Here is a 21,170-nt window from a genome sequence, read left to right on the forward strand (position 1 = left end):
TCCTGGCGCAGCACAGCCGCACGCCCGTCCCGCAGCCGCTCAGCTACCTGATCGACGACGTCGCCCGCCGCCACGGCATCCTGCGGGTCGGCGCCGCCTCCTCCTACCTGCGCTGCGACGACCCGTCGCTGCTCGGCGAGGTCCTCGCCGACCGCCGCGCCGCCGACCTGCGGCTACGGCTGCTCGCCCCCACCGTCCTGGCCTCCCAGGCCGCCCCGGACGTGCTGCTCGCCGCCCTGCGCACCATGGGCTACGCCCCGGCCGCCGAGTCCGCCGAGGGCGACGTGCTGATCACCCGCCCGGACAGCCACCGCACCCCGCCCCGGGCGGCACCCACGCCCGTCCCGGACGGCCCGCCCAGCCCGGACGACACCCTGCTCGCCGCCGCCATCAAGGCCATCCGGGCCGGCGACCGCGCCGCCACCGCCTCCCGCCGCGAACCCACCCCCGACCCGCGTCAGCTCCCCCGCACCGCGGCCGCCGAGACCCTGGCCGCCCTGCAGACGGCCGTCCTGCTCGGCGAGCGGATGTGGATCGGCTACCTCAACGCCGAGGGCATCGCCAGCCAGCGCATCATCGACCCGGTCAAGGTCGAAGGCGGCTTCGTCACGGCCTTCGACCACCACGCCGACGAACTGCGCACCTTCGCCCTCCACCGCATCACCGGCGTCGCCGAGCTGGACGAATAGGGAAGGGTGGCGGGGCGTCAGTGTCCCTGCCCCTCCTTCATCTTCTCCTTGACGGCCTGGTCCGCCAGGCTGCCGATCTGCCCCTGCCCGACCGGCAGCGAGCCGCCGCCGACCTGGTCCACGATCAGGAATCCCGGAGCCGCCAGCAGGCCGCCGGGCCCCTCGCCGATGCCCGCGAGGGCATGGGCGGAACCGGCCGAGGAGGCGGTGGCGGCGAAGGCCGTGCCCATCAGGGCGAGGGCGGTGAGAACGCGCTTCGAGTTCTTCATGACCAGCTCAACGAGCGAGTACGGACTGTGGTCACTCAACGGCGTCGTGGGCGTCTTCGGGTACGGCACCGACGCCGGCGGCAAGGCCACCGGCGAGTTCCACGAGTGGAGGTAGCCCCACACGTTCCGCGCGGAATGAGCGACACTGGAGGGTCTGCGTCAATCCTGCCTGTCAGCCAGTGGAGGGCTCCCCCGCGTGAACGACGGACCGCTCATCGTCCAGAGCGACAAAACTCTTCTCCTGGAGATCGACCACCCCAAGGCCGCCGACTGCCGCCGCGCCATCGCGCCGTTCGCCGAGTTGGAGCGGGCGCCCGAGCACGTGCACACGTACCGGGTGACACCGCTCGGGCTGTGGAACGCGCGCGCCGCCGGGCACGACGCCGAGCAGGTAGTGGACGCCCTGGTGACGTACTCGCGCTACCCGGTGCCGCACGCGCTGCTGGTGGACGTGGCCGACACCATGGGGCGGTACGGACGGCTCCAGCTGGTCAAGCACCCGACGCACGGACTGGTGCTCACCACCACCGACCGGCCGGTGCTGGAGGAGGTGCTGCGCTCCAAGAAGATCGTCCCGCTGGTCGGCGCCCGGGTCGACCCCGACACCGTGGTCGTGCACCCCTCCGAGCGCGGCCAGATCAAGCAGGTGCTGCTCAAACTCGGCTGGCCCGCCGAGGACTTCGCCGGGTACGTGGACGGCGAGGCGCACCCGATCGACCTGGAGGAGGACGGCTGGCAGCTTCGCCCGTACCAGGCGCAGGCCGTCGAGGGCTTCTGGCACGGCGGCTCGGGCGTGGTCGTGCTGCCCTGCGGCGCCGGCAAGACCCTGGTCGGCGCGGCCGCGATGGCGCACGCCAAGTCGACCACGCTGATCCTGGTCACCAACACCGTCTCGGCCCGCCAGTGGAAGCACGAGCTGGTCAAGCGCACCTCGCTCACCGAGGACGAGATCGGCGAGTACAGCGGGACGAAGAAGGAGATCCGCCCGGTCACCATCGCCACCTACCAGGTGATGACCACCAAGCGGAAGGGCGTCTACGCGCACCTGGAGCTGTTCGACGCCCGCAACTGGGGCCTGGTGGTCTACGACGAGGTGCACCTGCTGCCCGCGCCGGTGTTCAAGTTCACCGCCGACCTGCAGGCCCGCCGCCGACTCGGCCTGACCGCCACGCTGGTGCGCGAGGACGGCCGCGAGGGCGACGTGTTCAGCCTGATCGGCCCCAAGCGCTTCGACGCCCCGTGGAAGGAGATCGAGGCGCAGGGCTACATCGCGCCCGCCGACTGCTGCGAGGTGCGGGTCACCCTCACCGACTCCGAGCGGCTCGCCTACGCCACCGCCGAGCCGGAGGAGCGCTACCGCTTCTGCGCCACCACGGCGACCAAGCGGCGGGTGGTGGAGGCGCTGGTCAAGAAACACGAGAAGGACCAGACGCTGATCATCGGCCAGTACATCGACCAGCTGGACGAACTCGGGGAGGTCCTGGACGCCCCCGTGATCAAGGGCGAGACCAGCAACGCCCAGCGCGAGAAGCTCTTCGACGCGTTCCGCAACAAGGAGATCAGCGTCCTGGTGGTGTCCAAGGTCGCGAACTTCTCGATCGACCTGCCCGAGGCCACCGTGGCCATCCAGGTCTCCGGGACCTTCGGCTCCCGCCAGGAGGAGGCCCAGCGCCTCGGCCGCGTCCTGCGGCCCAAGGCCGACGGGCATGCGGCGCACTTCTACTCGGTGGTCGCCCGGGACACCGTGGACCAGGACTTCGCCGCCCACCGGCAGCGCTTCCTGGCGGAGCAGGGCTACGCGTACCGCATCATCGACGCGGACGACGTGCTGTAACCGTAGGAACGTTCAGTAACGGACACCGTCGCGCCCGAGGAAGATCACGCGCGCGGCGGTGTCCAGGGCGATGCCGACGTTGCGGACGACGGTGCTCAACGGATTGCGGTGGCGGCCCTGGGCGGCGGTCGCGCCGGCCGGGCCCGAACGGGAGGTGCTGTGCTGAGTGCTCATGTCTTCAACGGTAGGCACCCGACCGGCCCCCGGCATCACTCCAAGGGCCGTATCCGCCTGGACGGACGTCGTCCTCCAGGTGTACGACGCCCCTGAGACCTGCAGGGCTGGAACCCCGAGACGGACGGGTCTAAGATCGTCCGTCTGCCCCCTCCCGAACCGTGGTACCTGCCGGTGTCCCGCAGGCAGCCGGGGGAGGTGCCGACCGCACGGCAACCGGTCGGCTGTACTCACCGTGAGCTCCATCGATCCGCTGCGCCCGCGACCGGGGCAGCCGGGAAGGTTCGCTGTGCCCGCCACCCCCACCACCGACCCCCTCCAGCGCGAACGCGACCACCTCGCCGCGTCCCGGACCGCGCTGCGAGCGATGCGCGAGGACGTCCAGTCGCTCGACCTGCGCGACGTGACCGGCACCTGGGTGTCCGCCGTCATCCTCCAGAACCAGATCGAGGCCAGGATCGCCGCCCTGGCCGACCTCGCCGACACCCCGCTGTTCTTCGGCCGCCTCGACTACCTCCACCCGATCAGCGAGGAGTTCAGCGAAGGCGGAGGAGGTGAGAGCTTCTACATCGGCCGCCGCCACGTCCACGACGCCGACGGCGACCCGATGGTGATCGACTGGCGCGCGCCGGTCTCCCAGCCGTTCTACCGGGCCAGCCGCACCGAGCCGATGGACGTCGAGCGCCGCCGCCGCTTCGGCTACACCGGCGGCGAGCTCACCGCCTACGAGGACGAGCACCTCACCGACCCGGCCGCAGAGACGTTCACCGGCTCCGCCGGGGGGTCGACCGTCTCCGCCCTGCTCGCCGCCGAGATCGAGAAGCCCCGCGTCGGCCCGATGCGCGACATCGTCGCCACCATCCAGCCCGAGCAGGACGAGATCGTCCGTTCCGACGTCACGGGCACCATCTGCGTCCAAGGGGGGCCCGGCACCGGGAAAACCGCCGTCGGCCTGCACCGTGTCGCCTACCTGCTGTACGCGCACCGCGAGCGCCTGGCCCGTACCGGCACCCTGGTGATCGGTCCGAACAACGCCTTCCTCTCCTACATCGAGCAGGTGCTCCCGGCCCTCGGCGAGCTGGAGGTCGCCCAGGCCACCGTGCAGCAGCTGGTCGCACACGTCGAGGTGAAGGGCGAGGACGGCCCGGAGGCGGCCCGGCTGAAGGGCGACGCCCGGATGGCCGAGGTGCTGCGCCGGGCGGTGCGCGCGGGCATCACGCTGCCCACCGAGCCCTGCGTGGTGGTTCGCGGCTCCCGCCGCTGGCGCGTCCCGGCGTACGAACTGGTCGATATCATCGAGGAGTTGAAGGGCCGCGCGATCCGCTACGGCGCCGCCCGGGACGCCCTCCCGCAGCGCATCGCGCACGCCGTGCTGCTGAAGATGGAACAGGGCGGCGAGGCCCCGGACGACCGGGTGCAGGACGCGGTGGCCCGCAACAGCGCGGTCAAGGCCGTGGTCAAGGAGTGCTGGCCGACCGTCGACCCGGCCAAGCTGGTGCTGCGGCTGCTCTCCGAGCCGGAGTTCCTGGCCGAGTGCGCCGAGGGCGTGCTGACCCCCGAGGAACAGCAGGCGGTGCTGTGGCCCAAGCCCGGCCGCTCGGTGAAGACCGCCCGCTGGACGCCCGCCGACGCCGTCCTGGTGGACGAGGCGGCGGACCTGGTGCAGCGCACGCCCTCGCTCGGGCACGTGGTGCTGGACGAGGCCCAGGACCTCTCCCCGATGCAGTACCGCGCGGTCGGCCGCCGCTGCACCACCGGCTCGGCGACCGTCCTCGGCGACCTCGCCCAGGGCACCACCCCCTGGGCGACGGCGAGTTGGCCGGACGCGCTGCACCACCTGGGCAAGCCGGACGGGCACGTCGAGGAGCTGACCAAGGGCTTCCGGGTGCCCGAGGAGGTCATCGTCTACGCCTCCCGGCTGCTTCCGGCGATCGCCCCGGGCCTGGCCCCGGCGACCTCGGTCCGCGAGATGCCCGACTCCCTGACGGTCCGGCAGATCGTCGCCGAGGAGGCCGAGGAGGCGGTCGTCGCCGCCTGCCGGGAGGCGCTGGAGCGCGAGGGCTCGACCGGCCTGATCGCCGCCGACGCCAGGATCCCGCTGCTCGCCGAGGCCCTGACCGCGGCCGGGCTGCCCCACCTCACCCCCGGCGCCGGGACCAGCACCGAGTCCCGGCTGACCCTGGTGCCGGCCTCGCTGGCCAAGGGTCTGGAGTACGACTACGTGGTGCTGGACGAGCCCGCCGCGGTGATCGCCGGGGAGCCGGACGAGCGGACCGGCCTGCGCCGGCTGTACGTGGCGCTGACCCGCGCCGTCTCCGGGCTCACGGTGCTGCACGCCGAGCCGCTGCCCGAGCAGCTGCGATAGCGGGGGAAGGGGCCGGCCCCGCGCACAGGACCGGCCCCTTCCGAGAGCCCTTCGGAAAGACGCCGCTCAGGCGTCGATCAGCGCCCGCCACTCGGCGACCTTGGCCGCGTCCACCGGCGTCCGCCAGCCGTCGACCCGCACCGCGCCGCCGACGTGGAAGGCGTCGAAGCCCTCCGCCCGCAGCTCCTTGAGGTGCTCGGCCCGCAGGCCGCCGCCGATCAGGATCCGCTGGGCGTACCCGGGCCCACCCTGGCGGGCCAGCTCGGCCGCCAGCACCTCGCGCCCGGCGTCGACCCCGGCGGCCGCACCGGAGGTGAGGAAGGTGTCCAGCCCGGGCAGGGCGCCGACGGCGGCGCGCAGGGCGGCCCGGTCGGCGCTGTGGTCGATCGCCCGGTGGAAGGTCCACCGGCAGCCGGCGATCGCCTCGGCGACGGCCGCGGTGGCGGTCAGGTCGACGGCACCGTCTGCGCCGAGGAAGCCGAGGACGAACTCCTCGGCCCCCTCGGCCCGCAGCGCGGCGGCCCGGGCGCAGAGCTCGTCCAGGTCACCGGGCGCGAAGCCGTCCCGGATCCGCAGCATGACGCGCAGCGGGATGCCGACGGCGGCCCGGATCCGGGCGAAGTCCGCCACGGACGGGGTGAGCCCGTCGGCGGCCATGTCGGTGACCAGTTCGAGCCGGTCGGCGCCGCCCGACTCGGCAGCCTGGGCGTCCTGGGGCGTCAGCGCGATGACTTCGAAAATTGGTCTAGACATATCAGACAGCCTGCCACATCCGACCGCCCCCGGCGAGACCGCACCCCCGGGCCGGCCACCCGGGCCGGCCACCCGGGCCGGAACCCCGTCACACCCGGCCCGGCACCATCCCGAGGGCCTCCCGCCGGCCGAACCGGCGCTCCGCCACCGCCACCAGCACCAGCAGGGCCACCACCGGCACCGCCACCGGCAGCAGGTGCGAGATCCCGCGGGACTCCCGCCAGATGTTGAACAGGCAGCCAGGCCCGACCAGCACCAGCACCGCCAGCCCCACCGCCATCGGCCCCGTCCGGCCGCGCAACCCGGCGAAGGCCAGCAGCAGCGGCACGATCAGCATCACCACGAACCACGGCAGGTCCAGCGGGAAGCTCGTGTCGTCCCAGTTCTGGGCCGCCTCCAGCAGCCCGCCCGCGGCCACCGAGGCCAGCACCAGGGAACCCGTCCGCCGGTTCGGCCGGGGCAGCAGGTCGGTCGGCGCCGCGACCAGCAGCAGCGCGGTCACCACGAACGGCAGCGCGGCCATCCCGGTGTAGCCGACCCACCAGACGTCGAACTCGTGCGGCTGCAAGGCGGCTTCGGCCAGCTCGTACAGCCCGACCGCACCCAGGACCAGCGCGGTGGCCCGCACCGCCGTCCACCGCCCCAGCAGCGCCGCCACCCCGAGCAGCAGCGCGGCCACCGGCGGGGCGAAGGCCCGGACGTGGTTCTGGAGCGAGTCGTCCCAGGCGAGCCATGCGGTGGTCCGGTCCAGGTGGGTCAGCCACGGCATCATCGTGGCGCCGACCGCCGCACCGGCGACCATCGGCGCCAGCAGCGCGAGCAGCCGGCCGGCCGCCGAGGCACCGGTCAGCCCGAGCCGCACCCGCAGCCCGTAAACCGCCAGGCCGAGCACCTCCCGGGCGACCGCCACGCGGCCGCCCGCCGCCGTGGTGTCGGCGAACACCTCGACCAGCTCCTCCCCGCGCTCCCGGCGGTACCGCGCCGGGTAGAGCTGCAGCGCGGCCCGCAGCACCGCCGAGGGCGGGGCGCCGATCACCGGCATCGTCATGAGAGTCCCCCTCCCGCCGCGGACCGCCCCTGCGACCCGTTCCTGCCCGGCAGTATCGACCGGATCTTCGTCAGCCGACGCTCGGCCTCGGTGGCGACCGCCCGCAGCCGCTCGGCCTCGGCGGCCAGCGCGTCCCGTCCGGCATCGGTCAGCGCGTAGGTGCGCCGGGCCCGGCCGTCCACCACCTCCTCGGCGGCGACCTCGATCAGCCCCTGGCCCAGCAGCCGGTCGAGCGCGCCGTAGAGGGTGCCGGTGCGCATCTTGACCCGGCCGTCGGAGATCGCGGAGATCTCCTGGATGAGCGCGTAGCCGTGCCTCGGGGCGTCGGCCAACGCGGTGAGCAGAAGCAGCGTCGGCTCCTGCATGGAGCGTTCTGTCATGCGTCTACATATATCGCTGACCGGCACATCACGTCCACCGGAGCCGCCCGACACAATGACGCCCATGCCGAACACCGAGGACCTGCTCCCCGCCTGGACCGCCCTGCTGCACCGCTGCGGCGCCGCCGACGACCCCGAACCGTACGGACGCGAGCTGCTGCGCCGCTGGTCCGAGCCGCAGCGCCGCTACCACACCCCCGAGCACCTGCACGCGGTGCTCCGGCACGTCGACGAACTCGCCGGGCACGCCGCCGACCCGGACGCCGTCCGGCTCGCCGCCTGGTTCCACGACGCCGTCTACCGGCCCGACCGCTCCGAGAACGAGGAGCGCAGCGCCGCCCTGGCCGTCCGCGCGCTGACCGCCGCCGGCCTGCCCGCCGAGCGGGTCGCCGAGGTCGAACGCCTCGTCCTGCTCACCGTCACCCACGACCCCGCCCCGGGCGACCGCGACGGCGAGGTGCTCTGCGACGCGGACCTCGCCGTCCTCGGCGGCTCCCCCGAGGCGTACGCGGCGTACGCGGCCGCCGTCCGCGAGGAGTACGGCTTCGTCCCCGAGCCGGACTTCCGCGAGGGCCGGGCCGCCGTCCTGCGCCAACTCCTCGCGCTCCCGGCGCTCTACCGCACCCCCGCCGGACGTGAGCGCTTCACCGCGCCCGCCCGAGCCAACCTGACGGCCGAACTCCAGGAGCTGGAACGCTAGACCAGCTTCCCCACCGGCGCCACCAGCGCGCCCTGCTTGCCGCACACCCAGTGCGGCTCCGGCCCCAACTCCGGCTCCACGCTCAGCGCGTGCGGGTCCCCGTCGGCCGCGCAGGCGGTGCACAGCGGCCACCGCCCGTACGCCTCCAGCAGCGCGTCCTGGACGTCCTGGGCGACCAGCCCGAGCACGTACTCGGTGCCGTCCGGCCACTGCTCCAGCCACCAGCGGCGGTGCGTGACGGCCTGCTCCACCAGCGAGACGACGGCGGCGTCCGCCACGTCCCGCGCGGTGAGGTCGGCCAGGATCAGTGCCCGCGCGTTGTGCAGGGCGGTCTCGATGTTGTCGGAAGCCATCCGTCCATCCTCTCCCCAACCACCCCGAACGCCGAAACGCCGCGTGGGCGGCCCCCCGAAGGGAACCGCCCACGCGGACGAGGAATCAACCGATCCGATCGAGGCGATCAGGATCAGAAGTCCATGTCACCGCCCGGCATGCCGCCGCCGGCGGCCGCGGCGGCCTTCTCCGGCTTGTCGGCGATGACGGCCTCGGTGGTGAGGAACAGCGCCGCGATGGAGGCGGCGTTCTGCAGCGCGGAGCGGGTGACCTTGGCCGGGTCGATGATGCCGGCGGCGACCAGGTCGACGTACTCGTTGGTGGCGGCGTTCAGGCCGTGACCGGCGGGGAGGTTGCGCACCTTCTCCACCACGACGCCACCCTCCAGGCCGGCGTTGGTCGCGATCTGCTTGATCGGGGCCTCCAGCGCGACCTTGACGATGTTGGCACCGGTGGCCTCGTCCCCGTCCAGCTCCAGCTTGTCGAAGGCGACACCGGCCTGCAGCAGGGCGACGCCACCACCGGCGACGATGCCCTCCTCGACGGCGGCCTTGGCGTTGCGGACGGCGTCCTCGATGCGGTGCTTGCGCTCCTTGAGCTCCACCTCGGTGGCCGCGCCGGCCTTGATGACGGCCACGCCGCCGGCCAGCTTGGCGAGGCGCTCCTGGAGCTTCTCGCGGTCGTAGTCCGAGTCGCTGTTCTCGATCTCGGCGCGGATCTGGTTCACGCGACCGGCGACCTGCTCGCTGTCGCCGCCACCGTCGACGATGGTGGTCTCGTCCTTGGTGATGACCACCTTGCGGGCGGTGCCCAGCAGGTCGATGCCGGCGTTCTCCAGCTTGAGGCCGACCTCCTCGGAGATCACGGTGCCACCGGTGAGGATGGCGATGTCGCCGAGCATGGCCTTGCGACGGTCGCCGAAGCCCGGGGCCTTGACGGCGACGGACTTGAAGGTGCCGCGGATCTTGTTCACGACCAGGGTCGACAGGGCCTCGCCCTCGACGTCCTCGGCGATGATGACGAGCGGCTTGCCGCTCTGCATGACCTTCTCCAGCAGCGGGAGCAGGTCCTTGACCGAGCCGATCTTGGAGTTGGCGATGAGGATGTACGGGTCCTCGAAGGTCGCCTCCATGCGCTCCAGGTCGGTGGCGAAGTAGGCGGAGATGTAGCCCTTGTCGAAGCGCATGCCCTCGGTGAGCTCGAGCTCCAGGCCGAAGGTGTTGCTCTCCTCGACGGTGATGACGCCTTCCTTGCCGACCTTGTCCATGGCCTCGGCGATCAGCTCGCCGATCTGGGTGTCAGCGGCGGAGATGGAGGCGGTGGAGGCGATCTGCTCCTTGGTCTCCACATCCTTGGCCTGGGCCAGCAGCTGGTCCGAGACGGCGGCGACGGCCTTCTCGATACCGCGCTTCAGGGCCATCGGGTTGGCGCCGGCGGCGACGTTGCGCAGACCCTCGCGAACCAGGGCCTGGGCCAGCACGGTGGCGGTGGTGGTGCCGTCACCCGCGACGTCGTCCGTCTTCTTGGCGACCTCCTTGACGAGCTCCGCACCGATCTTCTCGTACGGGTCCTCGAGCTCGATCTCCTTGGCGATGGAGACACCGTCGTTGGTGATCGTGGGGGCGCCCCACTTCTTCTCCAGCACGACGTTGCGACCCTTGGGGCCGAGCGTGACCTTCACTGCGTCGGCGAGCTGGTTCATGCCACGCTCAAGGCCGCGGCGAGCTTCCTCATCAAAGGCGATGATCTTGGCCATCTGAAGTGGTCCTCCGGGACACGGTCGACTGCTCGGACCAAGGGGTGCCCGCGACGGACGGCCCTGGTGTGCGGGGGTCCATTCCCCTACCGCTCCCGGGGGCCTCACCGACCCGGTCCGCTGTCACTCTCACGCTGTGAGTGCTAACGCCAATGATTAGCACTCCGGGTGGTCGAGTGCAAGCCCAATCGACAACCCGCGAGCCGCCGTCGGGCCCCGCCCGGCAAGGCGGACGAGGGCGCGGACGGGAACGCGAACGGGCCCGCACGACGCGTGTCGTACGGGCCCACCGAGAAGCAAGAGGTCCACCAGCAGTGGGCCGTGCCGAGCTCCTGGAGCCGGAAGGGGTCAGACCGCCGCGCGGACCATGTCCGCCTGCGGGCCCTTCTGTCCCTGGGAGATCTCGAACTCGACCCGCTGGCCCTCCTCGAGGGTGCGGTAGCCGTCCATCTGGATCGCGCTGTAGTGGACGAAGACGTCCGCACCACCGTCGACCGCGATGAAGCCGTAGCCCTTCTCCGCGTTGAACCACTTGACGGTGCCCTGAGCCATTCCGAACTCCCCTAGTGCTGTGCTGGCCCTTCACGTGCCCGCAGGTCGCGGGCCCGGGTCTGGTTGGAGGCCGGCCCGGGGAACCCCCCCTGAGCGCAGCCGTGCACGCCGCAATCCTCCGCCCGGAACACCGCACGGCTTCCGGTGAGCGGGTGATTACGTCGACCGCCGCTGAATGTATCCGGATCGCCGCCCTCTGCAACAGGGCCAGCCGCCGGGAATTCCATAGACCCGTCAAGAGACAAGGTCGAGCAAACCGGGAGAAACTCGGCATTCCGCGCCGGACATAGCGGACGAATTACCCAAATCCCTGCAGGAATTCTGACATCCGCCTGACATGTTTCACGGCCCTGGATTCGGCCCGGCCTCCGCGCCCGGACGACCTCCGGCGAAGCACCGCGCGAGCCGAGAGGGAAGCCCCGTTCCCAGCAGAGCCACACTCTACTCCGACTCGACCGGGAAATATTCCCGCCGAAATGCCAGCGGCCGCCCGCGCATACGGAGAGTCGAATTCCGTACGTGCGGGCGGCCGGGAGGCGGGTTCGCGACGGCTCAGCAGCCGCCGGCCACCGCCGGGATGATCGAGACGCTGGCGCCGCCCTTGATCTCGGTCGCCAGGCCCTCGGCGAAACGCACGTCGTCGTCGTTCACGTACACGTTGACGAAACGGCGCAGCTTGCCGGTGTCGTCCAGAATGCGGGCGGAGATACCCGCGTGGTTCTTCTCCAGGTCGGCGATGACCTCGGCCAGGGTGGCCCCCTCGGCGGACACCTCGGCGGCGCCGCCGGTGTAGGTGCGCAGGATGGTGGGGATGCGGACGTTGGCGCTCATGGCTCTCCTAGCGGGGGTAGGGGTGGTTCAGGCGGACGCGAGGCCGGCGGAGCGGAACGACTCCAGCGTCGGGCGGATGACGGCGGTCATCCCGGCGTCGGAGACGGCGTCCAGCGTCTTCAGCCCGTCGCCGGTATTGATCGCGACGGTCTCCTTGGCCGGGTCCAGCTGACCGGTCTCGACCAGCTTCTTCAGCACGCCGACGGTCACCCCGCCCGCGGTCTCGGCGAAGATCCCCTCGGTCCGGGCCAGCAGCCGGATCGCCGCCACGACCTCCGCGTCGGTGACGTCCTCGACCGCCCCGCCGGTCCGACGGGCGATGTCCAGCACGTACGGGCCGTCCGCCGGGTTGCCGATCGCCAGCGACTTGGCGATGGTGTCCGGCTTGACCGGCTTGACCACGTCCCGGCCCGCCTTGAACGCGGCCGACACCGGCGAGCAGCCCTCGGCCTGGGCCCCGAAGATCCGGTACGGTCGGTCCTCCACCAGGCCGAGCGCGATCAGCTCCTGCAGCCCCTTGTCGATCTTCGTCAGCTGCGAACCCGAGGCGATCGGGATGACGATCTGCTCCGGCAGCCGCCAGCCGAGCTGCTCGCAGATCTCGTACGCCAGCGTCTTGGAGCCCTCGCCGTAGTACGGACGCAGGTTGACGTTCACGAAGCCCCAGCCCTCGCCGGCCGAGTCCCCGATCAGCTCCGAGCAGAAGCGGTTCACGTCGTCGTAGTTGCCCTCGATGCCGACCAGCTCGCCGCCGTACACCCCGGCCATCACGACCTTGCCCTGCTCCAGGTCGTGCGGGATGAAGACGCAGGACCGGAACCCGGCCCGGGCCGCCGCCGCCCCCACCGCGCCGGCCAGGTTGCCGGTCGAGGAGCAGGACAGCGTGGTGTACCCGAACGCCCGCGCCGCCTCGATCGCACAGGCCACCACCCGGTCCTTGAACGAGTGCGTCGGGTTGCCGGAGTCGTCCTTCACGTGCAGCGGAGCGGTGAACCCGAGCTCCCGGCCCAGGTTGTCCGCCTTCACCAGTGGGGTCCACCCCGGGTTCAGGTTCGGCTTGGACGCCACATCGGCCGGCACCGGCAGCAGCGGCGCGTAGCGCCAGATGGACGCCGGACCGGCCTCGATCCGCCTGCGCAGCTCCTCCGCGCGCTCGCTCCCGAACTCGTACGCGATCTCCAGCGGCCCGAAGCACTCCAGGCAGGCGAAGCTGGGACCGAGCGGGAAGCGGGTGCCGCACTCCCGACAGGACAGCGCGGCGGCGGGGCCGAGGTCAACCGAAACGGGTGCGACAGTGTCGATAGCCATGATGGCGGAGGCCTCTCTCCTCATCTTCCCCGTGACGCGGTCGCGCCACAGGCCGGAATTGGCACCTGTCCCGCCGGGGCCTGTACGACAGCCGAGCGAGAAGGTTGCCGGGACGTCAACGGGCCGTTCCCTCAGTCCCTCTGGATGAGCTTGTGAAGTTGTGGTTCAGCGGCGACCCCGGCGTGCGAAGGGCCGACCGCTGTACGAAGACTGTATCCGAAGGCGTCAGCCCTGAAAGGGGCCGTCCGCCACGCGAGATGGCCCGTTCCACCCGACCTCGCCGAGGAGACCCACCGTGCCCGCCGAACCGACCCCCGCACTCCTCCCACAGGCGGCGTCCTGGCTGCGCCGCCGCTCGTGGAGCGCGGCCGACCGGCCGGTTCACACCCTGCTGGAGGCCAAACGGCACACCCGGCAGACCGTCAGCGTCGTCCTCCCCGCACTCGACGAGGAGGCCACCGTCGGCGACATCGTCCGCACCATCCGCCGTGAACTGATGGACCGCATCCCTCTGGTCGACGAACTGGTCGTACTCGACTCCGGCTCCACCGACGCCACCGCCGCCATCGCCGCCGAGGCCGGCGCCCGGGTGGAGCACCGCGACGCCGTCCTGCCCCGGCTGCCCGCCGTCCCCGGCAAGGGTGAGGTGCTCTGGCGCTCGCTGCTGGTCACCCACGGCGACATCGTCTGCTTCATCGACGCCGACCTGCGCGAGTTCGACCCCGCCTTCGTCTCCGGCATCATCGGTCCGCTGCTGACCGACGGGGACATCCACCTGGTCAAGGCCATGTACGACCGCCCCCTGGAAGTGTCGATCAGCGGCTCCGCCGGTGGGGAGACCGGCGCGATCGTCCCCACCGGCGGCGGCCGGGTCACCGAACTCGTCGCCCGCCCCCTGCTCAACCTGCACTGGCCGGGACTCGCCGGCTTCGTCCAGCCCCTCGGCGGCGAGTACGCGGCCCGCCGCTCACTGCTCGAACGACTGCCCTTCCCCACCGGCTACGGCGTCGAACTCGGCCTCCTGGTCGACGCCTTGGAGCTGGTCGGCCTGGACGGCCTGGCCCAGGTCGACGTCGGCGTCCGGCACCACCGCCACCAGGACGGCCAGGCCCTCGGCCGGATGGCCGCCACCATCTACCGCACCGCCCTGGAACGCCTCGACCGCACCCACCGCCTCAAGGCCTCCGCCGACCTGGTCCACCCCCACCTCACCCAGTTCACCCGCGACCCGCAGACCCGCGCCTTCGCCGCCCACACCCACCCCGTGACCGCCCTCGAGCGCCCCCCGATGCACACGATCGCCGAGTACGCAAAGCGCCGCACCGACGGGTGACAGACCCGAACAGCGCGGCTGCTGCGATTTCGCCAGTTGTCCCGGCGATTGGTTTGCGATGCCTGCCGACCGGCAACATCCCAACCGTGACTCCTCCCCCTCTCGACGAGGAGGCTTCCCACTCGACCCCTGCGGAGCCTCGTGACCCCTCCCCCGCGCGAACGCGGGGGCTTCTCACTTGGGTCCGTCAGACCTCATGACGGCCAGGCCCTGACCGCTGCGCATGGCAGGTCTCCGACTGTACGGCTGCGCCGCACTCCGCTCCGCCGTACGCTCGGAATCCACCCCGACGGGTGAACGGGCAGACCCAGAAGAGGACTCATGGCCGATTCATCGACCAAACGTTCAGGCCAGGCCGGCACCGCCCCCGTCCTGGTGGCCTCCAACCGGGGACCGGTGTCGTTCAGCACCGCCGACGACGGCACACTGACCCTGCGCCGCGGCGGCGGAGGCCTGGTCTCCGGCCTCTCCGCGATCGACGACCCGAACGCCGTCTGGGTCTGCGCCGCCCTCGGCGACGCCGACCGCCGGGCCGCGAGAGAAGCCCCCGACGGCCGCCTCGACCTGGCCGGCCACGACGTCGGCGGCCAAGCCGTACGGATGCTGGACATAGACCCGCAGACCTTCGCCCACGCCTACAACGGCGTCGCCAACTCCACCCTCTGGTTCGTCCACCACCTGCTCTACGCGACCCCCATCGCGCCCTCCTTCGACGCGGAGTTCCGCACCGAATGGGCCGCCTACCAGGCCTACAACACCGCCTTCGCCGAGGCCCTCGCCGCCGAAGCCGCCCCGAACGCCGCGGTCCTCGTCCAGGACTACCACCTCTCCCTGGTCCCGGCCCTGCTCCGCCAGGCCCGCCCCGACCTGCGGATCGGCCACTTCTCCCACACCCCCTGGGCCCCGCCCGAGTACTACCGGCTGCTCCCCGACGACGTCGCGCGCGACGTCCTCACCGGCATCCTCGGCGCCGACCGGGCAGGCTTCCTCACCGAACGCTGGGCCCGCGCCTTCGCCACCTGCTGCGAGGACCTCCTCGGCGCAACCGTCGACCACGACGCGCTCACCGTCACCCACAGCGGCCGCACCACCCGGCTGGGCGTGCACGCCCTGGGCGCCGACGCCGACTTCCTCCGCGAACGCGCCCACCGCCCCGACGTGGACGAACGCCTCGCCGCCCTCCGCGCCGCCGTCGGCGACCGCCGCACCATCGTCCGGGTCGACCGCACCGAACTCAGCAAGAACATCGTCCGCGGCCTCCAGGCGTACCGGCACCTGCTCCGCACCCACCCCGAGTGGCACGACCGGGTGGTGCACATCGCCTTCGCCTACCCCTCCCGCACCGACCTGGCCGAGTACCGCGACTACACGGCCGCCGTGCGGGAACTGGCCGAGGCCGTCAACGCCGAGTTCGCCACCCCGACCTGGCAGCCCCTGATCCTGCACGTCAACGACGACTTCCCGCGCTCCCTCGCCGCCTACCGGCTGGCCGACGTCGTGCTGGTCAACCCGATCCGCGACGGCATGAACCTGGTCGCCAAGGAAGTCCCGGTCGTCTCCGACAACGGCTGCGCCCTCGTCCTCTCCCGCGAGGCCGGCGCCCACGCCGAACTCGCCGAGGACGCCCTCACCGTCAACCCGTACGACATCATCGCCACCGCCGAGGCCCTGCTCACCGGCCTCACCATGAGCCGGGAGGAACGCGCCGACCGCACCGAGCGACTGGCCGCGGCGGCCACCGCGCTCCCCCCTCAGCAGTGGTTCCTGGACCAGCTCAACGCGCTCTGACCGCCTCCCCCAAGGCACCCAACAGCTCCACCACGCCCTCGGGGCCGTCGACCACCACATCCGCCCGGTCGGCGAGCTCGCGCACCGGCGCGTCCCCCACCGCCCCGGCGCACACCAGCAGCCCCGCCACTCCCTCCCCGCGCAGCTTCTCCACCGCCGCGAAGGCCGCCACGTCCCCCAGGTCGTCCCCCGCGTAGAGCACCGACCGCGCCCCCCGCTCCCGCAGGAACCCGGTCAGCGCCGCCCCCTTGTCCACTCCCGGCGGCCGCAGCTCCAACACCAGCCGCCCGGGCTCCACCACCAACCCGTACTCGGCGGCCAACTCCCCCACCGGCGCCCGCAACAGCTCCAACGCCTCCTCCGGCGCCCCCGTCCGCCGGGTGTGCACCGCCACCGAGCGCCCCTTGTCCTCCACCCACGTCCCCTCGGGCGCCCCCACCCGCTCCAACACCCCCGGCAACGCCGCCCGCACCCCCGCGACCCCCGGATGCACCTCCGGCGCCGTCACCACGCCCGCCTCCCACCGCTCGGCCCCGTAGTGCCCCAGCACCACCAGCCCCGGCACCCCGTCGAACCCCCCGTACTCCGCCGCCAGCCCGGCGGGCCGCCCCGTCACGACCACCACGGCCCCCAGCACGGACGCCAACCCCCGCAACGCCCCCACCACCCCCGGGTGCGCCCGCGCCTGCGAGGGATCCGCCACGATCGGCGCCAAAGTCCCGTCGAAGTCCAAGGCGACCACCGCATCCTGCGGCGCCGCCAGAATCGCCCGCAACGCGTCCCGCCCGGCACCAGTGGCCGGCACAACCATCTCTTCGAGGCCCATACGGACGCCCATACCCCGCCCCCGAACCCCCGTACCCCGGAGCGGCCCCGTCCACAGCCCCGCGCGTCCGCCCCCGTCAGCGAGCCGCCCGCCGGGCCTCCCGCACGCGCCGCAGCCGATTCACCAGCACCGGCGCGAACGCCAGCGCCTCCTCCCGGTCCAACAGCCCGTTCAGCAACTGGTAGTACCGCGTCGACGAGAGTCCGAGCTCCTCCCGGATCGCCCGCTCCTTGGCCCCGGCCGTCCGCCACTGCCGCCCCTCCAGCGCCAGCACCGCCCGGTCCCGCTCACTCAGCTCGCCCACCGAGAACACCTCCGCCCATTACTACGGAGTGTCATTCTCCCGCCGAACCCCGACACACTCTGAGGGACGCCCGGATCCCCGTCGCCGAGCTACCGTCAACCGGTGATCACGCTCCCCGGCTGAGAGGAGCCCCGGCCCCGGGTCCTACTGCTTGCGGACCCGGGCCGCCTCCTTCACCGCCGCGTCCTGCAGCCCACCGAGCACCTGCTTCGGGTCCCCGGTCACGGCCTGCCCGATCCCCGCCTTGATCCGGTTGCTGACCTCGCCCCAGGCCGGGTCCCCGAACGGGTAGAAGCTCGCGTTGGTCAGCCCGACCGCGAACTGCTTGAGGTCCTCGTGCTTCGGGTCCGACGACATCTGGCTGAACGCGTCCTGGGTCACCGGCAGCAGGTTGTACTGCTCGTCGAACTTCAGCTGGTAATCGCGCGTGTAGACGAAGGACAGGAACTTCTTGATCTCGTTCTTGTGCCCGTTGGCCTTGAACGCCATCATCCAGTCCGCGACCCCGAGGCTCCCGGTCTTGGTGACACCGTCCTTCTTCGGGATCGGCGCCGTCCCGAAGTCAATCTTCCCGGCGGAGGCCATCCGCAGCAGCGTCGGATGCCCGTTCAGCATCGCGACCTTCCCCGACGCGAAGTCCTGGAACACCGGCGTGCGGTTCATCTTGCCCGGGTCGGCGTACGTCAGCCCGGTGCTCACCAGGTTGTTCTTCAGCCAGGTGAACGTGGCCTGGTTCTGGTCGCTGTCGATGGTGTAGTTGCCGACGTCGTCCGAGATGCTCCCCCCGCCGCTCAGCGTCCACAGCATCGACTCGGCCGGCGCCTCCTCGGGCCCCAGCGGAAGCCCGTACGGGGTCACCCCCGCAACCTTGGCCTTGATCTTCTCGGCGGCCGCCCGCAGCTCGTTCCAGGTGGTCGGCGGCTGGGCGATGCCGGCCTGCCTGAAGACCGCCTTGTTGTAGAAGAGCACCCGCGACGACGACACGAACGGAATCCCGTACTGGGTCCCCAGCACCTGCCCGGCGTGCGCGAAGTTGTCCATGAACTTCGCCTGGGTGTCCATCGAGAGCACGTCCGCCGCCGGGTACAGCCGGCCCGCCGAGACCTGCTCCGCGAACCCGCCGCTCTGCAGCAGGTCGGGCGACTTCCCGGCCGCGATCATGTCGTCGACCTTCTTGCCGATGTCGGTCCAGCTGTCGACCTCGACCTGGACCTTGATGCCCGGGTTGGCGGCCTCGAAGGCCTTGGAGACCTCGTCCCAGTAGCGCTTGGAGCTGGTCTCGGCGTTCTCCCCGTAGTCCGCGGCGACCAGCTTGAGCGTGACCGGCCCGCTGCCCTGCCCGCCGCACGCGCTGACCGCGGTGAGCACCAGCGCTCCGGCCATCGCGCTACCGAGCACACGGGTGGAAACGTGGACGCGCCTGTTCAACGCGGGCACCGCCTTCGAGGGAAGAACTGCGGCCGGATTGAGGGGTTCCGGCAGGGGGGAGGCGCAACACTGCCAAACCCGTCGTCCACTGGTCCACACCACTCGCCCCCGCCCGCCGAGTAGTTACCGAAGTGCCCGGCTTCATTGCACGATGCGCAACACGAAGCGGCCGCCAGCCGTCAGCACGAGTCCCGCACACCCCGCACCCGAGACAAAGCTCACCCAGCATGGACCAGACCAATCCGACAACTGGACTAGACCTCTTCGACTCGTCCAAGGGAAACTGTCCTCCGTGAAGCACGTCATCGCACTCGATGTGGGCGGCACCGGCATGAAGGCCGCGCTGCTCGCCCAGGACGGCTCCGTGCTGTTCGAAGCACGCCGACCGACCGGGCGGGAACACGGCACCGACGCCGTCGTCGCCGCCATCCTCGACTTCGCCGCCGACCTGGCGGACGAGGGTCGCGCTCGTTTCGGCCTCGCCCCGGTCGCGGCCGGCGTGGCCGTGCCCGGCACGATCGACGAGAAGAACGGGATCGCGGTCTTCTCCGCCAACCTCGGCTGGCGCGACCTCCCGCTGCGGGGGCTGCTCGGCGAACGCCTGGCAGCCCCCGGCGGCCAGGCGATGCCGGTGGCCCTCGGCCACGACGTGCGCTCGGGCGGCCTGGCCGAGGGCTGGCTCGGTGCCGGCCGGGGCGTGGACCGCTTCCTGTTCATCGCCCTGGGCACCGGCATCGCCGGCGCCATCGGCATCAACGGCCGGATCGAGGCCGGCGCCCACGGCTACGGCGGCGAGATCGGCCACGTCGTGGTCCGCCCCGGCGGCCCCCGGTGCGGCTGCGGCGCCCGCGGCTGCCTGGAGACGCTGGCCTCCGCCTCCGCCGTCTCCCGCGCCTGGGCCGAGGCCAGCGGTGATCCCGACGCCGACGCGGCATCCTGCGCCGCCGCGGTGGACGCCGGGGACGACCGCGCGCTCGCGGTCTGGCGGTGCGCCGTCGACGCCCTGGCCGACGGCATCGTGCTCGCCCAGAGCCTGCTCGACCCGTCCACGGTGATCGTCGGCGGCGGGCTGGCCGAGGCCGGCGACACGCTCTTCACTCCGCTGCGCGCGGCGGTCACCGAGCGCCTGACCTTCCAGATGCCCCCGAAGGTCGTACCCGCAATGCTCAAAGACACCGCCGCGTCCCTGGGCGCGGGCCTGCTCGCCTGGGATCTGCTCTCCTTGGAGGTGACCGCGTGACCACCGCGGACCGTGACCGTACCGCCCTGGCCGGCGCCCGCCTCGTCCTGCCCGGCGGCGTCGTCGAGGGCGACCGCATCGCCCTCGACGGCGAGCGCATCGCCGGCCTCGGCGGCGAGACCGAACCCGGCGACCTGGACCTGACGGGCCACACCGTCGTCCCCGGCTTCGTCGACCTGCACGTCCACGGCGGCGGCGGCGCCTCCTACGCCTCCGGCATCGCCGAGGAGGCCCTGCTCGCCGCCCGCACCCACCTCCGACACGGCACCACCACCACCGTCGCCTCCACCGTCACCGGCGAGATCGACGACCTCGCCCGCCAGGCCCACGTCCTCTCCGAACTCGTCGAGGACGGCGTCCTGGCCGGCATCCACTTCGAGGGCCCCTTCATCTCCCCGGGCCGCTGCGGCGCCCACCGCCCCGACCTGCTGCGCGACCCCGACCCCGCCCTCGTCCGCAAACTCGTCGACGCCGCCCGCGGCCACGCCAAGATGGTCACCCTCGCCCCCGAACTCCCCGGCGGCCTCGACTCGGTACGCATGCTCGCCGACCTCGGCGTGATCGCCGCCGTCGGCCACACCGACTCCGACTACACCACCACCCTGCGGGCCATCGACGCCGGCGCCACCGTCGCCACCCACCTCTTCAACGCCATGCCCGGCATCGCCCACCGCGCCCCCGGCCCCATCGTCGCCCTCCTGGAGGACGAACGCGTCACCGTCGAACTCATCAACGACGGCGTGCACCTGCACCCCTCCGTCCTCGACCTCGCCTACGGCACCGCCGGAGCCCACCGCGTCGCCCTGATCACCGACGCCATGGGCGCCGCCGGCATGGGCGACGGCCGCTACCCCCTCGGCCCCCTCCAGGTCCAGGTCACCAACGGCGTGGCCCGGCTGGTCGAGGGCGGCGCGATCGCCGGCTCCACCCTCACCCTGGACGTGGCGTTCAAGCGCTCGGTCACCGTCAACGGCCTGACCCTCGACCAGACCGTCGAGTCGCTCTCCGCCGCCCCGGCCCGGCTGCTCGGCCTCGCCGACTCGATCGGCTCGCTGGAGACCGGCAAGCTCGCCGACCTGGTCGTGCTCGACTCCGACACCTACGACCTGGTCGCCGTGATGCGCCGCGGTCGGTGGGTGCGCGGCGGCGAGGCCTTCGCCACCGTGAAGTCCGTCTGAGCGGACCGGCCCGAGCGAACCCTGCCGCACAACGCCGACGGCCGCCCTCCCCGGAAGGGGACGGGCGGCCGCGGTGCGTCC

21 protein-coding genes and 1 riboswitch are annotated in these 21,170 nt (G+C 72.2%); of the genes, 8 read left to right on the forward strand and 13 right to left on the reverse strand.

Features of this window, described 5'->3' with window-relative positions:
• The coding region (locus ACWC9T_RS17955) for a helicase-associated domain-containing protein (protein WP_449822007.1) at nt 1–689 on the forward strand (689 nt) is incomplete at its 5' end.
• 17 nt (nt 690–706) lie between these two features.
• On the opposite strand, the gene ACWC9T_RS17960 is transcribed toward ACWC9T_RS17955, so the two are convergent.
• Nucleotides 707–958, reverse strand: coding sequence for a hypothetical protein (locus ACWC9T_RS17960; RefSeq protein WP_449822008.1), 252 nt, complete (start codon nt 956–958; stop codon nt 707–709).
• Nucleotides 959–1,154: 196 nt separating this feature from the next.
• Here ACWC9T_RS17960 and ACWC9T_RS17965 point away from each other — a divergent pair, with 196 nt between their 5' ends.
• Nucleotides 1,155–2,792: a DNA repair helicase XPB gene (locus tag ACWC9T_RS17965; protein WP_355671329.1), complete on the forward strand. Its 1,638-nt coding sequence runs from the start codon at nt 1,155–1,157 to the stop codon at nt 2,790–2,792.
• 12 nt (nt 2,793–2,804) lie between these two features.
• Here the strand turns inward: ACWC9T_RS17965 and ACWC9T_RS17970 are convergent, their stop codons facing one another.
• Nucleotides 2,805–2,966: a hypothetical protein gene (locus ACWC9T_RS17970; protein ID WP_449822009.1), complete on the reverse strand. Its 162-nt coding sequence runs from the start codon at nt 2,964–2,966 to the stop codon at nt 2,805–2,807.
• 289 nt (nt 2,967–3,255) lie between these two features.
• Here ACWC9T_RS17970 and ACWC9T_RS17975 point away from each other — a divergent pair, with 289 nt between their 5' ends.
• A complete protein-coding gene (locus ACWC9T_RS17975; protein WP_449822010.1) occupies nt 3,256–5,331 on the forward strand; it encodes a HelD family protein in 2,076 nt (691 codons plus the stop codon).
• A 66-nt stretch (nt 5,332–5,397) separates the two neighbouring features.
• Here the strand turns inward: ACWC9T_RS17975 and ACWC9T_RS17980 are convergent, their stop codons facing one another.
• The 3 genes from ACWC9T_RS17980 to ACWC9T_RS17990 form a co-directional block, all read right to left on the reverse strand.
• Nucleotides 5,398–6,084 carry a copper homeostasis protein CutC gene (locus tag ACWC9T_RS17980; RefSeq protein WP_449822011.1) on the reverse strand — a complete coding sequence of 229 codons (687 nt, stop codon included), beginning with the start codon at nt 6,082–6,084 and terminating at the stop codon, nt 5,398–5,400.
• Nucleotides 6,085–6,172: 88 nt separating this feature from the next.
• The gene (locus tag ACWC9T_RS17985; protein WP_449822012.1) at nt 6,173–7,132 is read right to left on the reverse strand and encodes a hypothetical protein; all 960 of its coding nucleotides are present in this window, start codon (nt 7,130–7,132) and stop codon (nt 6,173–6,175) included.
• Nucleotides 7,129–7,512, reverse strand: a complete 384-nt coding sequence (locus ACWC9T_RS17990) for a PadR family transcriptional regulator (RefSeq protein WP_449822013.1) — start codon at nt 7,510–7,512, stop codon at nt 7,129–7,131. The genes ACWC9T_RS17985 and ACWC9T_RS17990 overlap by 4 nt, the downstream gene beginning before the upstream one ends.
• A gap of 64 nt (nt 7,513–7,576) precedes the next feature.
• Here ACWC9T_RS17990 and ACWC9T_RS17995 point away from each other — a divergent pair, with 64 nt between their 5' ends.
• Complete coding sequence (locus ACWC9T_RS17995; protein WP_449822014.1) at nt 7,577–8,212, forward strand: HD domain-containing protein; 636 nt, start codon at nt 7,577–7,579, stop codon at nt 8,210–8,212.
• Here the strand turns inward: ACWC9T_RS17995 and ACWC9T_RS18000 are convergent.
• From ACWC9T_RS18000 to thrC, 5 genes are all read right to left on the reverse strand, one after another.
• Nucleotides 8,209–8,565, reverse strand: coding sequence for a hypothetical protein (locus ACWC9T_RS18000; protein WP_449822015.1), 357 nt, complete (start codon nt 8,563–8,565; stop codon nt 8,209–8,211). The genes ACWC9T_RS17995 and ACWC9T_RS18000 overlap by 4 nt on opposite strands.
• Nucleotides 8,566–8,678: 113 nt before the next feature.
• Nucleotides 8,679–10,301: a chaperonin GroEL gene (groL, locus tag ACWC9T_RS18005; RefSeq protein ID WP_045692318.1), complete on the reverse strand. Its 1,623-nt coding sequence runs from the start codon at nt 10,299–10,301 to the stop codon at nt 8,679–8,681.
• Between the two features lie 348 nt (nt 10,302–10,649).
• A complete protein-coding gene (locus tag ACWC9T_RS18010; protein WP_030289665.1) occupies nt 10,650–10,853 on the reverse strand; it encodes a cold-shock protein in 204 nt (67 codons plus the stop codon).
• A gap of 552 nt (nt 10,854–11,405) precedes the next feature.
• Complete coding sequence (locus tag ACWC9T_RS18015) at nt 11,406–11,684, reverse strand: MoaD/ThiS family protein (protein WP_355671336.1); 279 nt, start codon at nt 11,682–11,684, stop codon at nt 11,406–11,408.
• A 27-nt stretch (nt 11,685–11,711) separates the two neighbouring features.
• Nucleotides 11,712–12,992 (reverse strand): threonine synthase, encoded by a 1,281-nt coding sequence (thrC, locus tag ACWC9T_RS18020; RefSeq protein WP_449822016.1) that lies wholly within the window; start codon nt 12,990–12,992, stop codon nt 11,712–11,714.
• A gap of 17 nt (nt 12,993–13,009) precedes the next feature.
• Nucleotides 13,010–13,143: riboswitch (SAM riboswitch) on the reverse strand.
• 144 nt (nt 13,144–13,287) lie between these two features.
• On the opposite strand from thrC, the gene ACWC9T_RS18025 reads away from it, so the two are divergent.
• Entirely contained in the window at nt 13,288–14,325 is a 1,038-nt protein-coding gene (locus tag ACWC9T_RS18025) for a glucosyl-3-phosphoglycerate synthase (RefSeq protein WP_449822017.1), read from the forward strand.
• 321 nt (nt 14,326–14,646) lie between these two features.
• A complete protein-coding gene (locus tag ACWC9T_RS18030) occupies nt 14,647–16,113 on the forward strand; it encodes an alpha,alpha-trehalose-phosphate synthase (UDP-forming) (RefSeq protein WP_449822018.1) in 1,467 nt (488 codons plus the stop codon).
• Here the strand turns inward: ACWC9T_RS18030 and otsB are convergent.
• The 3 genes from otsB to ACWC9T_RS18045 form a co-directional block, all read right to left on the reverse strand.
• Complete coding sequence (gene otsB / locus ACWC9T_RS18035; RefSeq protein ID WP_449822070.1) at nt 16,100–16,924, reverse strand: trehalose-phosphatase; 825 nt, start codon at nt 16,922–16,924, stop codon at nt 16,100–16,102. The genes ACWC9T_RS18030 and otsB overlap by 14 nt on opposite strands.
• Nucleotides 16,925–17,015: 91 nt before the next feature.
• The gene (locus tag ACWC9T_RS18040) at nt 17,016–17,243 is read right to left on the reverse strand and encodes a DUF3263 domain-containing protein (RefSeq protein ID WP_449822019.1); all 228 of its coding nucleotides are present in this window, start codon (nt 17,241–17,243) and stop codon (nt 17,016–17,018) included.
• Nucleotides 17,244–17,387: 144 nt separating this feature from the next.
• On the reverse strand, nt 17,388–18,626 hold the full coding sequence (locus ACWC9T_RS18045) for an extracellular solute-binding protein (RefSeq protein ID WP_449822020.1): 1,239 nt from the start codon (nt 18,624–18,626) through the stop codon (nt 17,388–17,390).
• 337 nt (nt 18,627–18,963) lie between these two features.
• Between ACWC9T_RS18045 and ACWC9T_RS18050 the strand changes: the two genes are divergently transcribed.
• Together ACWC9T_RS18050 and nagA are read left to right on the forward strand one after the other, a co-directional pair.
• The gene (locus ACWC9T_RS18050; RefSeq protein WP_449822021.1) at nt 18,964–19,911 is read left to right on the forward strand and encodes an ROK family protein; all 948 of its coding nucleotides are present in this window, start codon (nt 18,964–18,966) and stop codon (nt 19,909–19,911) included.
• Complete coding sequence (gene nagA / locus ACWC9T_RS18055) at nt 19,908–21,089, forward strand: N-acetylglucosamine-6-phosphate deacetylase (RefSeq protein ID WP_449822022.1); 1,182 nt, start codon at nt 19,908–19,910, stop codon at nt 21,087–21,089. Before ACWC9T_RS18050 ends, nagA begins: the two co-directional genes overlap by 4 nt.
• The last annotated feature ends 81 nt before the right edge of the window (nt 21,090–21,170 follow it).

Source organism: Kitasatospora sp. NPDC001159, assembly GCF_053598235.1.